The sequence below is a fragment of the Nocardia sp. CC227C genome, from assembly GCF_030767025.1.
Taxonomy (GTDB): Bacteria; Actinomycetota; Actinomycetes; order Mycobacteriales; family Mycobacteriaceae; genus Nocardia.
Map to the genome: position 1 here is coordinate 75963 of NZ_JASITE010000002.1, position 13043 is coordinate 89005.

The window sequence follows — 13043 nt, forward strand, 5'->3', positions numbered from 1 at the left end:
AACTCGCTTTCCCGCTGTCGCGCAACTCATTTCAGGCGGCGAATATCGAGGCGTAGACGACCCGCCCGGATTCGCTCACCACTTGGCCCGCCAGACCCGACCCCGTGACGGTGTGCAGGCGCAGGCCCAGGTAGCGCTCCTCCTCCACCGCGGCGAGATCACCGGCCGCGGGCAGCCGAGCGAGCACCGCGTGATCGCGCTCGGCGCGTGACCGTTCCAGGGCGGTCCGGATTCCGGCGAGGTCGGTGGCCTCGAACGGTACCGGGTCCACCGGCTCCGGCTCGGCCTGCCAGGCGGCCACACCGTAGGCGAAACACACCAGCGGCATCCACATCTCGGCGAAGAAGCGCGGATCAGGCGCGAGTTCCAACCCCGCGAACCGCTCACCCACGAAGAACACCGCGCCGAGTTGCTCCGGTACGCGCTCCAGACGGCTGCGGAAACGGGTCAGCACGGCCCGCTTGCGGGTGAGGATCTGCTCCAGGTGCCCACGCTCGGGCAGCCCGTAGCACCGGTTGACCGCGGCGATATCCGGCCACAGCTTCGAATAGCCCTCGCGCCCACGCAGTTCCAGCGCGCGGGTGCGCAGTTCCCAGGGCAGCACGAAGAACCACTGATCGCGGCCCTCCAGGTAGCCGCCCTGTGCGGCCTGCACGCAGCAGGCATCCCGGAACAGCCGGGTCTGCCCCGCCGCCAGCAGCGCGGCCGAGCACAGCGCATGATTCTGCGCGCCGTCCTGGATGTAGCCGATGTGCAGCGGCACGATGGCGACTCCGGAGTCGGAACCGTTGTGCAGCTCCACATTTCCGTAGCCGACCACTCGCTTCAGTTTCAGTCCGGAACGGGGCGGCACGATGCCGGGACGGCCGGGCCCGTACACGGGCACCATGGTGAGCGCACCCGCGCGCTGCGGTACACCGAGCCGGTAGCCGGGCAATGCGAGCGGGCTGGGGATCAGGGTGTCGAGCCGGGTCATATGCGCACTCCTTCCGAGTCTTCCGGCACCGCGGTCGCGGGGTGTCGTGCCAGGAACCGCAGTGCCGTGGTGCGGATCCAGTCCGCTCCCGCCGGGCAGTGTGCGAACAGCCACGGGAGCAGGGCGGCGAAATCGTCCTGATGCCAGAAGTCCTGGTGCGGCAGGGCCGGGGCCGGATCGCGGCGGGCACGGTCGTCGCCGTCGGTGAACAGCGACCGGCACAGCACGATCGGCGTCTCGACGCCCGCGCGCGGCAGGGTGTCCACCACGCGCGCCAGGTCGCCCGGGTAGCGGTTCTCGTACCCGTCGGTGACCACCGCCACCAGATCGGGCGCGGTGTCGAGGGCGTCGAGCAGGCCGGTGGCCAGGTCGGTGGGGCCGCGCTGCTCGTCACCGATCTCGATCACGGTCAGGCGCGCGCACACCGCACCGAGCACCAGCCGCAGCGCCTGCGCCTGGGACTGCAGCGCCCATTCCCGCTCGCCGTAGCCGCGCAGCGAATCCGAGGTGTCGAGCACCAGGGCGACGGTGGCGTGCAGCCGAGGCAGGTCACCGGCGGCCGCGGCCACGTATCCGGCCAGCGCCGTGCGCAATTCGGGGTCCGAGCCGCCTCGGTACAGATGCACCAGCGTGGCCGCGATATCGCCGCGGTTGGTCACCGTCACCACGGCCGGGCGCACCCGCGGGGGTTCCAGCGCGACGACCGGCTCCCGGGGCGCGGGCGCCCCGTGGGTGCCGGGTCCGTACAGCGCCGCGACCCGGGCGCATGCCCGCTGCGGGTGCACCGTGAACCGCAGCAGCGCCCGGCGCAGTTCCGGAGATCCGCTGTCGCCCGCGGCGATGCGCCGGGCGCACCCGCGCGCGGTGACCTTGCCGAGCGCGTGCTCGAAGCAGTCCACCAGTGCGGGACGGCGCGCCGCGATGAGCCGCTCCGCCTCCGGATGCTCCAGGACGAAGGTCAGCACGGCGCGGGTGGTGTGCTTGTGGTTGACCCGCAGCCGGCGCAGCGCGAGCAGCACCGTAACGACCGAGTGCGGGGGCAGCCCGAAGATGAGCGCGCGCACGGCCCGATCCAGGATGTCGCGGGTGGCGGCGTCGAGTCCCGCGCGCGACGCGCTCAGCGCGCACAGCAGCACGCGCGCACGCTGTTGCGGGTGCACCCCGGGGACGAGGGCGAGCAGCACGTAGCCCTCGGGATCGTCGGCGTAGGCGATACGGTGGAGGTCCGCGTCGTCCCAGCCCACGACCCCGGCTCGCGAAAGCGCCAGCGGCGCATCGTGAGTTCGGAAGTGGTCGAGCAGAAACGCGGTATTCATTCCGGCAGTGTAGGAGCGGTCCCACCACCGTGACCACTGATTTTATTGCGGCGCAGCCGCTTTCACAGCTCGGCAGGCACCGGCGAAGCGGCCACCCGCTCGAGCCCGAGGGCACTTCGGGCTCGCGCGGGTGGCCGAGGGAGGGGTGCAACCTGTTCCGGGGCGACGCGGCCTTGGGCGGGCGGCCACGGGCGACGACGTTGTCACCATGCTCCGGAGCAGACCGTCAACTGACGCCGCGGCGTGAGCCCCCAACTTGGATTCGCTCACACCGCACGCGGATTCGTCGTCGGTTCTACCAGTGTGCGCAACCGAGGAGTCGGTCCGCTGTCCCACTTTGGGACAGTTGCCCCTTGACGAGTCGCGCGCGCACTGCGGACAATCCGCTGACGGCGTATTCACCCCCGCCGTTCTTCCGACGATTCGATAGCTCGAGGAGTGCGGTGGACGCTGGAGATGACACGATCGGTGTCGAACGCGCACGCGAGGTATTCGTCGCCGCGGGCGATATTCCATCCGGTGCGGTATCGGACCTGGTCGTGGCCTCGTGGCAGCGTTCGGTGCACGCGGGGGTCGACGATGTCGAGAATGTGCTCGACCGGACCTACCTGGACGACCTGGATCTGCACGGACGATTCGCGCGCTGCGCGCTGCCGGTGATCGACCGGCTGGAACGCGAGCTGAGTGATATGCCGGTGAGCATCGCACTGGCCGATCAGAGCGGTCGCGTGCTGCTGCGCCGCGACAATCAGCGGTTTCTGACCGGCCGGTTCGACGGGGTGTTCTTCGCGCCGGGCTTCGTCTACACCGAGGACACGGTCGGCACCAACGGTGTCGGCACCGCACTCGCCGCCGGAAAGGCCGTGCTGATCCGGGGCGCGGAGCATTACGCGGAGAACATCACGGTCTTCGCGTGCGCGGGTGCGCCCGTCCGCGATCCGCTGACCGGCGCGGTGCAGGGCGTTCTGGATCTGAGCTGCCTGGCCAAGGATGCCAACGGCCTCATGCTGGCCCTGGTGCGGGAGGCGGCCCGCGGCATCGAGAGCGAGCTGCGCGCCACGGCGTCGCTGGGGCAGCAGGCGGTGCTGGACAGCTTCCTGCGGGTCGGCCGGATGGGCCGCACCCCCACGGTCGCCCTCGCCGGGGAGGTCTTCATGACCGATGCCCGCGCGGATGCCGAACTCAGCCCGCACGACCGCATCCGCCTGCGCGAACTCGCGGCGGGGCTGACGGGTGCGCGCGGCACGGTCGTGACGGTCGATCTGCCGACCGGGCGGAAGGCTCGGGTGCGCTCGATTCCGGTACCGGCGGACGGTCCGGCGGCCGGTGTGGTCCTACAGGTCGACCTCGCCCCCGCGGCGGCACGCGCGATCCCCCACACCACCCGGCGGATCGGCCTGTCGGAGGTGCCCGGTGAATCGCCCGCCTGGCGGATGGCCTGCTCCGACGTGCTCGAGACCGCGCGGGCGCGACGACCGCTGGTCATGCTCGGCGAGCCGGGTGTGGGCAAGCGCGCCCTGATCGCCGCCGCCCACCGCCACACCTATCCGACCCGCTCCCTGGTGGTGGTCGACTGCCGCGACGATGCCGTGTCGAGCCGCTTCGACGCCGCGTGGGACGCGCCGCGACCGGCCACCGTCGTGCTCGCGCACCTGAACGAACTGTCCGACCGGACGGTGGAGGAACTGGCGGCCCGCCTCACCGCCGTGGACACCGCGGACCACTGGCTGGCGGTGACCATGACGACCGCCGAATCGGCCGAGCCCGGACGGTTGGACGCGGTACTCCGGCATTTCGAGCATTCGATCACAGTGCCCGCCCTGCGCCACCACATCGACGATCTGCGCCAGATCATTCCGCGCCTGCTGAGCACGCTGGCCCCCCGGCGCGCGGTGCACCCGACCCCGGACGCCATGCGCGTGCTGCTCGGCTACGACTGGCCCGGCAATATCGCCGAACTCCGCGACGCCCTGCGCACCGCTCTGGCCCGCCGCCCGGCGGGCGATCTGCGCCGCGCCGACCTGCCCGAATCCTGTTTCGCCGCCAGCCGCCGGGTGCTCACGCCCATCGAGGTGGTGGAACGCGACGCCATCGTCAAGGCGCTGGTCCAGGTCGGCGGCAACCGCCATCACGCCGCCCGGATGCTCGGCATCGCCCGCTCATCGCTCTACCGCAAGATCGAGTCCTACGGCATCCGGCCCACCGCGTAGCCGACGTCACCGGAGACGCACCCACCGCGCTCACCGACGCCCGTCCGCACCGCCGCCGACGCGCGATCCGGCACGGTGGCGACGAGCCCGGGCTACGGGAGCAGGCCGTGGCGGCGGGCCTGCACCACCGCCTCGTGGCGGGTGTGCGCGCCGAGTTTGACCATGGCGCTGCGCAGATAGCTCTTCACTGTTTCCGGTTTCAGGGAAAGTCGCTGGGCCGCTTCGATATTGGTACAGCCGAGGGCGATCTGGGCGAGGACGTCGACCTCGCGGGGAGCCAGGGTGACCGGATCGTCGGGTGCGGTGACACCCGAGACGAGGCGCGCGAGCCGTTCGGACATCGCCCGCAGACGCTCGCGGGCGGTGCCATCGGAGACTTCCTGGGTGAGGCCGCGCAGTTCGGCGTGCAGATCCCGAAGCTGTTCGGTGACGACGGCATCCGCGGCGGGCGCGACGGGACGCCGGGGTTGCGCGGTATGCAGGCGCACGCGCCGGTCCACCTCGTCGCGAATGGTCAACTCCAGGCTCAGGCGGCGACCGGCCTGCACCATGAATTCGGCGATGCGGTCGCCGATGGGACTGGGGTCGCGGTTGGCGACGTAGAGCACCGCCCGGGACTCCCCCGCGACCACCACCGGCACCGCCACCACGGCCCGCAGCCCCTCGCCGAGCACCGGAACGTCGTAGTGGTGGGTGATGGTGGAGTCCGAGCGGTAGTCCGCCACCGACGTCGGCCGCCGACTGGCCACCGCCCGGCCGCCCAGTCCGGACTGCGGCTGGACCGCGAGTCCGCGCATACCGTTGGTGCGGGTGCCGATGAACTCGCTGAGCACCAGCGTCCCCGCTTGGACCGCGCCGCCGAAGGCGACCGGAGCCCCGGTCGCGGTCGCGATCCGACGCAGTTCGGCCCGCAGCGCATCGGCGTCGCGGGGCCGCAGCGAGTCGGCTGTGCGGGTCATCGGGATACACCTTTTCGGGGGTAGTCGGCGGATCGGTGTGATGTGGATCCTATCGGAGTGAGCAAGAGCATGGACCGGCTCCGGCCGGTGAGCTATACCTTCGGCGTCTGGGATGCGCCGCTGCTCGGCGACACCATCGGCGACAACCTCGACCGCACGGCCGCCGCGCATCCGCACCGCGAGGCGCTGGTCGACCACGGTTCCGGCGAGCGCTGGACCTACCGGGAGTTCGTCGCCGAGGTCGACGCGCTCGCGCTGGGTCTGCTGGCGGCGGGGATCGGCAAGGGCGACCGGGTGGGCGTCTGGTCGCCGAACTGCCCGCAGTGGACGCTGACGCAGTACGCGACGGCCAAGATCGGCGCGATCCTGGTGAACATCAATCCGGCGTACCGCTCGCACGAGCTGCGATACGTGCTGCGGCAGGCCGGAATTCGCGCCCTGATCGCGGCACCGGCGTTCAAGACCTCGGACTACGCGGCCATGATCGACGAGGTGCGGGCGGACTGCCCCGATCTCGACCGGGTGATCCTGCTGGATTCCGCCGACTGGCGGGCGCTGTTCGAGGCCGGACGCACCGCCGACCGGGACGAGCTGGCGCGGGCACAGGCCGCCCTCTCCCCCGACGATCCCATCAACATCCAGTACACCTCGGGCACAACGGGTTTCCCCAAGGGTGCGACGCTGAGCCACCACAACATCCTCAACAACGGATACTTCGTGGGTGAGCTGTGCGGTTACACCGAGCAGGACCGGATCTGCATTCCGGTGCCCTTCTACCACTGCTTCGGCATGGTCATGGGCAATCTGGCGGCCACCAGCCACGGCGCGACCATGGTCGTCCCGGCCCCGGCCTTCGATCCGAAGGCCACCCTGGCGGCGGTGGCGGCCGAACGCTGCACCTCGCTGTACGGGGTGCCGACCATGTTCATCGCCGAACTGGCCGAACCGGATTTCGACTCCTACGACCTGTCCTCGCTGCGCACCGGCATCATGGCCGGGTCGCCGTGCCCGGTGGAGGTGATGAAACAGGTCATCGAGCGCATGGGCATGCGCGAGGTGTCGATCTGCTACGGCATGACCGAGACCTCACCGGTCTCCACTCAGACCCGCCGCGACGACAGCCTGGTGCAGCGCACCGCCACCGTGGGCCGCGCCGGACCGCACACCGAGATCAAGATCGTGGACCCGGTGACGGGGCTGACGGTGCCGCGCGGCGAACCCGGCGAGCTGTGCACCCGCGGCTACTCGGTCATGCTCGGCTACTGGAACGATCCCGAGAAGACCGCGGAGGCGATCGATTCCGCGCGCTGGATGCACACCGGCGATCTGGCCACCATGGACGACGAGGGCTACGTCGCCATCACCGGCCGGATCAAGGACATGGTGATCCGCGGCGGGGAGAACATCTATCCGCGCGAGATCGAGGAGTTCCTCTACACCCATCCGGACATCCTCGACGCCCAGGTGATCGGGGTGCCCGACGCCAAGTACGGCGAGGAGCTCATGGCCTGGGTGCGCCTGCGCGAGGACGCCCCGCTGTTGACCCCGAAGGCGCTGCGCGAGTTCTGCACCGGCCGCCTGGCGCATTTCAAGATCCCCCGTTACGTCCACGTCGTCGACGAGTTCCCCATGACCGTCACCGGCAAGATCCGCAAGGTCGAGATGCGCGAGGTCGCCGCGCGCCTGCTCGGCCTGTCCGAGGAGGACCGATGACCGCGAACACCGATGCCTACCGCGCCGCTCGGGATCAGTTGGTCGCCGCCGCGACCGATTACGACGCTGCCGTGCGCGAGTTCGCCTGGCCGCGGCTGACCGGCACGTTCAACTGGGCGACGGACTGGTTCGACGTGATCGCCCGCGGCAACGACCGCCCCGCCCTCTGGATCGTGGAGGAGGACGGCCGCGAGCAGCGCGTCACCTTCGACGAGATGGCGGCCCGCTCCGATCAGGTGGCCACCTGGCTGTCGGCGCTGGGCGTCGGCAAGGGTGACCGGGTATTGCTGATGCTCGGCAATCAGGTCGAACTGTGGGAGGCCATGCTGGCCATCGCCAAGCTGGGCGCGGTCATCATGCCGACCACGGCGGCGCTCGGCCCCGCCGATCTCGCCGACCGGATCGAACGCGGCGCGGTGCGCTTCGTCATCGCCAATGCCGCCGACGCCCCGAAGTTCACCGAGGTCGCGGGCGATTACCGGCGCATCGTGGTGGGCGGGCAGATCCCCGGCTGGCACGGCTACGCCGAATCGTCGACGTACCTGTCGGCGGGACCGTTCACGGCGGTCACCACGGTCGAGGATCCGCTGCTGGTGTATTTCACCTCCGGAACCACCAGCAAGCCGAAGATGGTGCAGCACTCGCAGATCAGCTATCCGGTCGGCCACCTGTCCACCATGTACTGGATCGGCGTGCGGCCCGGCGACGTGCATCTGGCCATCAGCGCGCCGGGCTGGGCCAAGCACGCGTGGAGCTGCTTCTTCACGCCGTGGATCGCGGAGGCGACCGTCTTCGTCTACAACTACGGCCGGTTCGACGCCGCGGCGCTGCTCGCGCAGTTGCGCCGCGCCGAGGTGAACACCTTCTGCGCGCCGCCGACGGTGTGGCGCATGCTGATCCAGGCCGATCTGGGCGAGCGCCCGACCGGACTGCGCGAAATCCTCGGCGCGGGTGAACCGCTCAATCCGGATGTCATCGCGCAGGTGGAGAAGGCGTGGGGGCTCACCATCCGCGACGGCTTCGGCCAGACGGAGACCACCTTGCAGGTGGGCAATACGCCGGGGCAGCCGGTCAAGGCCGGGTCCATGGGCCGTCCCGCGCCGGGAGTGCCGGTGGCGCTGGTCGATCCGATCAGCGGTGAACTCGGTGACGAGGGCGAGATCTGTCTGGATCTGAGCGCCGCGCCGGTCAATCTCATGACGGGCTATCTGGGCGATCCCGAACGCAATGCCGCGGTCATGGCCGACGGCTACTACCACACCGGGGATGTGGCCAGCCGGGACGCCGACGGCTACATCACCTACGTCGGCCGCACCGACGACGTGTTCAAGTCCTCCGACTACAAGGTCTCGCCGTTCGAACTGGAGAGCGTGCTCATCGAACATCCGGCCGTGGTGGAGGCCGCGGTGGTGCCGCAGCCCGACGACACCCGCCTGACCGTTCCCAAGGCCTATGTGACGCTCGCCGCGGGGTGGGAACCGACCCGCGAAACGGCGCGCGCCATAATGGAATACGCCCGTGATCACCTCGCGCCCTATCTCCGTGTGCGACGCTTGGAGTTCACCGAGCTGCCCAAGACGATCTCGGGGAAGATCCGCCGCGTGGAGCTACGCCAGCGGGAGGAACAGGCGCACGCCACGGGAATCGCCATCCCGACCGAATACCGATACGAGGACGTACTTTCCGACGCCAGGACGTGACCGGTCACTGCGGCCGGTTACCGCGGCCGCACACCATTCAACGATGATTGGAGTTCGCATGCCACACACCATGGAAAGCGCCACCGCCTACGTCATCACCGCCCTGGAAGCCAAAGGCACCGCCACCCGGGAGGACTTCGACGTCCCCGGCATCGTCGCCACCACCCACGCGCTCACCGATAGTTGGGATTTCGAGGCCGTCCACGATCGGACTTTCTGGCATATCGCGGCGGTCCACCTGAGGTTCTGACGCGGGCCTACCGAATGCCCGGGACGGGTCCGACGCAGCCGAGTACGAAACATCCCGCGGGCCAGTCGGCGAAGGGCGGGGACAGCGGTCTGCCCAGGCAGTTCAGCGGGCCGCAACCCGGATAGGTCATGGGTCCGAGGCCGAGCGCGGCCAGGGTCGCATCCGGATTGGTGATCATGGGGTCGGTGAGGCTGATATCCGGTTTCGGCGTGTACGGACCCGGGTCCTCGAGTTTCGGGGACAGGAACGCCTGGGATACCGCGCGCAGCACATCGTGCGGGAAGCTCACCGATCCGCCCGGAATCGTGACGCCGGTCCAGCTGACCAGCAGGCCGAGGCTCGGCACGATGAAATTGTCCTGGCGCATCATGCCCGACATCTGAATGGCGTCCTTCGGCAGGCCGGGGAAGGCGCCGTCGCAGGTCGGGCCGTTGATGGTGAACAGGAACCCGTAGCAGGGGTGGGTGGCGGCGGAACTGCTCGCCTGGTCCAGATAGTCGGTCGGAATCAGTTGCCGCCCACCCCAATTGCCGCGGTTGGTCAGGAGCAAGCCGAGTTTGACGAAGTCGTCGGGCGGCAGCACCAGATGGGCGTAGCCGTAGGTGTTGCCGCTGCGGTCGCGCGCCCAGTGATAGTCGTCGGCCGGGATTCCCAAGGGATCGAACAGCTTTCGCTGTGCGTACGCCTGGAAGTCCTCGCCGACGGCCTGCTGGACGACGTAGACGACGAGATCCACGGCGCGCTGGCTGTACTGCCATTCGGTGCCCTGCTCATGGACGATCGGCATGCCGAGGGCCTGTGCCACCACATTCGGATCGATCTGCGCCAGTCCGGTGATGCCCTCCGAGGCCACCGCCACCTGCATGCCCGAGGATTCGGTGAGCAGATTGCGCACGGTGATGGCGCGGTGCGCGGCATCACCCAGCCCCGGCGGCAGATAGCGGTCGATGGGGTCGTCGACATCGAGCTTCCCGTCGCCGACGGCGATTCCGGCCACCATGGACACCACGCTCTTGGTGCTGCTCCACAGATTCCACGGCATGCGGCCCGCACCCTCGTGGCTGTCGCGCTCGAGGACGAGGCAGTTGTTGCGGTACACCCGGAAGGTGAAGCGGGTCGGATCGTTCGCGAAGTCCAATGCCTCCCGCAGTTTCCCCGCGTCCAGCCCGACCTCCTCGGGAGTGGCGGTCTGCGGCTCCCGCCCGCTGCTGACCGCACAGTGCTTCACCCCCGCGGGCGCGGCCCCGGCGACCGGCTGCTCGAGCCCCACGAGCAGCATTCCGGCCGCCACCGCCGCCACCACGGCACTGATCAACGCTCGACGCACGCCAGCCTCTCCACTCCCGACCCATCACGACTCGGGTCAGAACGCTAGCGATCGGCGGCCCGTGACCTCAGACCCAAGTTGTCGGGCCCAAAGTTCTCGGGGCGCAGCAGTTTCCGACGCCACCCGAACGCGAGGCGGGCCCGGTCCGCGTGGACCGGGCCCGGGTCGGACGCAAGCCGGGGTCGGTGACCCGCGGCGCGCCATGCTGCCGGTTGCTCGTCAGGCGCAGACGCCGCCGGTGTCGACCGTGGTGATGGTGGTGTAGCCGGCGGTGGTGCGGACGTCGGCCGGGCCGCCGTAGTAGACGGCGCTGACGATGTGCTGGCCGTCGATATCGGGAACCCACGGGATGCTGGCGGTGCCGTCGTGCACCGGGGCGGTGCCGACGGTATTGCCCGCCACGCCGGGGAGGCGGCTGAAGAAGTCGACGAAGCCGCCGGTGACCGGGCTGCCGTCGGGCATGGTCACCCGGGCCGTCGCGGTCTGCGGGCAGCCGACCGCCGCTAGTCCGGCCGCGCCGAGCGCGGAACCCCCCATCGTCACCGACAGATTCGGTGAGACCGCCGCCTGCGCGTGCGGCGCGAGGACCGCCGGTAGTGCCAGACAGGCCGCCGCGCACGCGGCGCCTGCCATCAGGCGTGAAGTGTCGAATCCGCTCATCGTGCCCCGCCTTTCGGTGAACCCGGGTCAATCGTGGCCAGATCTTCGAATCGGCTCGCAGGGTATCCGACCGGTGCGCGGTTGTTGCGCAGGCGCGCACCGCCGAATCCGGAAATGGATTGCGTGGGATTCGGCCCCGGGGCACCATGGGGCGCTGCCGGGGCGGCCCGCCGTGGCGAGACAGCCGATCCGGTGGAGGCCATCCGCATGCCGTCCCCCTCGTCGACCGCGGAGCGCGGCCGCGCACTGCCGCTGCTGCGCGCCAATCGCCCGCTCGGCGCGCTGTTCACGGCGCGGGTGGTGTCCTACGCGGGCGACTCCATGAGTCTGGTCGCGCTCATGCTGCATGTCGCGCACACCACCGGGCAGGGGTTGGCGGTGGCGTTGCTGCTGCTCGTCGGCGATTTCGTGCCCTCGCTGCTGAGTCCGCTCACCGGTGCGCTCAGCGACCGTTTCGACCGCCGCCGCCTCATGATCGGCTGCGAGCTGGCGCAGGGCGTGCTCGTCCTGCTGATCGCGCTGTCGCTGCCGCCGTTGCCGCTGCTGCTGGCGCTGGTGGCGGCGCGGTCCATCGCGTCGAATATCTTCCAGCCCGCCTCCCGGTCCGCGGTGCCCGCCATGGTGGCGGACAAGGACCTGGCGACCGCGAACTCCACCATCGGGTTCGGGGCCAATGCCGCCGAGGCGTTCGGCCCGCTGTTGGCCGCCGCCCTGCTGCCCTTCCTCGGCATTCGGGGTGTGCTGCTGGTCGACGCGTTCTCGTTCCTGCTGTCGGCGCTGGTCCTGCTCGCCACCCGGCCGATGCCGCCGACCGCGGCGGCCGGAGCGCCGGGTTCGCTGCTGACCGAGGCCGCGACGGGCCTGCGCTACATCCTGCGCACCCCGGTGGTGCGGATCGTGGCGCTCGGCTTCTGCGCTGTGGTGGCGTGCAACGGCGTGGACGACGTGGCGCTGGTGTTGCTCGCCACGCAGACCCTGCACTCCGGCGACGCCGCGGTGGGCCTGCTGCTCGGCGCGGTGGGCATCGGCCTGCTGATCGGCTATGCGCTGATCGGCCGCCTGGGCACCCGCGTCTCGATGACCGCGCTGCTCATCGGCGGCTTCCTGGTCAGCAGCGCCGGAAACCTGCTCACCGGGCTGGCGTGGTCGGTGACCGCCGCGTTCACCGTGCAGGCCGTGCGCGGTCTGGGCATCGCGGGGATGGACGTGGCGTCCAACACCCTGATCCAGCGGCTGGTGCCCGACGGCATGCTCGGCCGGGTTTTCGGAAATCTGTACGGCGCCATCGGAATCGCCGCCGCGCTCTCGTATGTCGGGGGCGGGCTGCTGCTCGACGCCACCGACCCCCGCACCACCCTCGTGGTCGCGGGCGCGGGCGGCACGCTGGTCACGGTGGCGGTGGCGATCGCCCTGCCGCGGGCGCTGCGCCGCCACGGCCCGCCCGCCCGGGGCTGACGGCCGCTCTGGTTGGATGGGCGCGGTGACCAGCGTGCCCTTCCGATTGCTCGACCCCGTCCGCTTCGATCGGGTGATGCCCGCGTGGGCGCCGCACTACCCGCGGTTCGACACGGTGGTGGGGTACTCGGATCTGGGGCACGCCTTCCTGATGAGCACACGGACCGGCGAGTACGGGCTGCTCGACCCCTACAGTCCGGGCGTCAAGGTCTACGGCCCGTTCGCCGAACTCGCCGATTTCGTGGATCGGGTGCTGTTCGATCCGGATGTGGTGACGTATGTGCTGCAACCGCACCATGTTTCGGCGATCCGCGCACGCCTGGGCGCGCTGGCGGCCGACGAGGTGTACATCGCCACGCCGTACCCGTTCCTGGGCGGCTCCGAGGCCCCCGAGTCCTACGACCGGGGCGGGGTCTGGGTGTTCTTCGATCTGGTGGCGCAGGCGCACGGCATGGAGTGATCACCCGCGCGCCACCG

11 protein-coding genes are annotated in these 13043 nt (G+C 70.2%); 6 read left to right on the top strand and 5 right to left on the bottom strand.

All coding sequences use genetic code 11. The annotated features are described in order from the left end of the window. Positions 1-31: 31 nt before the first annotated feature. Together QMO76_RS03665 and QMO76_RS03670 are read right to left on the bottom strand one after the other, a co-directional pair. On the bottom strand, positions 32-976 hold the full coding sequence (locus tag QMO76_RS03665; RefSeq protein ID WP_306359728.1) for an ARPP-1 family domain-containing protein: 945 nt from the start codon (positions 974-976) through the stop codon (positions 32-34). Further along, positions 973-2292, bottom strand: a complete 1320-nt coding sequence (locus QMO76_RS03670; RefSeq protein ID WP_306359729.1) for a hypothetical protein — start codon at positions 2290-2292, stop codon at positions 973-975. Before QMO76_RS03670 ends, QMO76_RS03665 begins: the two co-directional genes overlap by 4 nt. A 443-nt stretch (positions 2293-2735) precedes the next feature. Here QMO76_RS03670 and QMO76_RS03675 point away from each other — a divergent pair, with 443 nt between their 5' ends. Then, a complete protein-coding gene (locus tag QMO76_RS03675) occupies positions 2736-4502 on the top strand; it encodes a sigma-54-dependent Fis family transcriptional regulator (protein ID WP_306359730.1) in 1767 nt (588 codons plus the stop codon). 92 nt (positions 4503-4594) lie between these two features. On the opposite strand, the gene QMO76_RS03680 is transcribed toward QMO76_RS03675, so the two are convergent. Further along, positions 4595-5461, bottom strand: a complete 867-nt coding sequence (locus QMO76_RS03680; protein WP_306359731.1) for a LuxR C-terminal-related transcriptional regulator — start codon at positions 5459-5461, stop codon at positions 4595-4597. 69 nt (positions 5462-5530) lie between these two features. On the opposite strand from QMO76_RS03680, the gene QMO76_RS03685 reads away from it, so the two are divergent. The 3 genes from QMO76_RS03685 to QMO76_RS03695 are packed head-to-tail and all read left to right on the top strand — an operon-like array spanning position 5531 to position 9124. Further along, positions 5531-7174 (top strand): AMP-binding protein, encoded by a 1644-nt coding sequence (locus QMO76_RS03685; protein ID WP_306360170.1) that lies wholly within the window; start codon positions 5531-5533, stop codon positions 7172-7174. Beyond that, complete coding sequence (locus QMO76_RS03690) at positions 7171-8874, top strand: AMP-binding protein (RefSeq protein ID WP_306359732.1); 1704 nt, start codon at positions 7171-7173, stop codon at positions 8872-8874. Before QMO76_RS03685 ends, QMO76_RS03690 begins: the two co-directional genes overlap by 4 nt. A gap of 58 nt (positions 8875-8932) precedes the next feature. Next, positions 8933-9124: a hypothetical protein gene (locus QMO76_RS03695; RefSeq protein WP_306359733.1), complete on the top strand. Its 192-nt coding sequence runs from the start codon at positions 8933-8935 to the stop codon at positions 9122-9124. A gap of 7 nt (positions 9125-9131) precedes the next feature. Here the strand turns inward: QMO76_RS03695 and QMO76_RS03700 are convergent, their stop codons facing one another. Continuing rightward, complete coding sequence (locus QMO76_RS03700; RefSeq protein WP_306359734.1) at positions 9132-10451, bottom strand: serine hydrolase; 1320 nt, start codon at positions 10449-10451, stop codon at positions 9132-9134. Positions 10452-10670: 219 nt separating this feature from the next. After that, the gene (locus tag QMO76_RS03705; protein ID WP_306359735.1) at positions 10671-11084 is read right to left on the bottom strand and encodes a hypothetical protein; all 414 of its coding nucleotides are present in this window, start codon (positions 11082-11084) and stop codon (positions 10671-10673) included. Positions 11085-11234: 150 nt separating this feature from the next. Between QMO76_RS03705 and QMO76_RS03710 the strand changes: the two genes are divergently transcribed. Then, positions 11235-12566 (top strand): MFS transporter, encoded by a 1332-nt coding sequence (locus tag QMO76_RS03710; RefSeq protein ID WP_306359736.1) that lies wholly within the window; start codon positions 11235-11237, stop codon positions 12564-12566. A gap of 25 nt (positions 12567-12591) precedes the next feature. Continuing rightward, a complete protein-coding gene (locus QMO76_RS03715; RefSeq protein ID WP_306359737.1) occupies positions 12592-13026 on the top strand; it encodes a T6SS immunity protein Tdi1 domain-containing protein in 435 nt (144 codons plus the stop codon). The last annotated feature ends 17 nt before the right edge of the window (positions 13027-13043 follow it).

Coding starts and splice junctions, on each gene's coding strand:
- QMO76_RS03690 (WP_306359732.1), top strand. CDS start 7,171: ATGACCGCGAACACCGATGCCTACCGCGCCGCTCGGGATCAGTTGGTC.
- QMO76_RS03670 (WP_306359729.1), bottom strand. CDS start 2,292: ATGAATACCGCGTTTCTGCTCGACCACTTCCGAACTCACGATGCGCCG.
- QMO76_RS03705 (WP_306359735.1), bottom strand. CDS start 11,084: ATGGCAGGCGCCGCGTGCGCGGCGGCCTGTCTGGCACTACCGGCGGTC.
- QMO76_RS03680 (WP_306359731.1), bottom strand. CDS start 5,461: ATGACCCGCACAGCCGACTCGCTGCGGCCCCGCGACGCCGATGCGCTG.
- QMO76_RS03665 (WP_306359728.1), bottom strand. CDS start 976: ATGACCCGGCTCGACACCCTGATCCCCAGCCCGCTCGCATTGCCCGGC.
- QMO76_RS03695 (WP_306359733.1), top strand. CDS start 8,933: ATGCCACACACCATGGAAAGCGCCACCGCCTACGTCATCACCGCCCTG.
- QMO76_RS03685 (WP_306360170.1), top strand. CDS start 5,531: ATGGACCGGCTCCGGCCGGTGAGCTATACCTTCGGCGTCTGGGATGCG.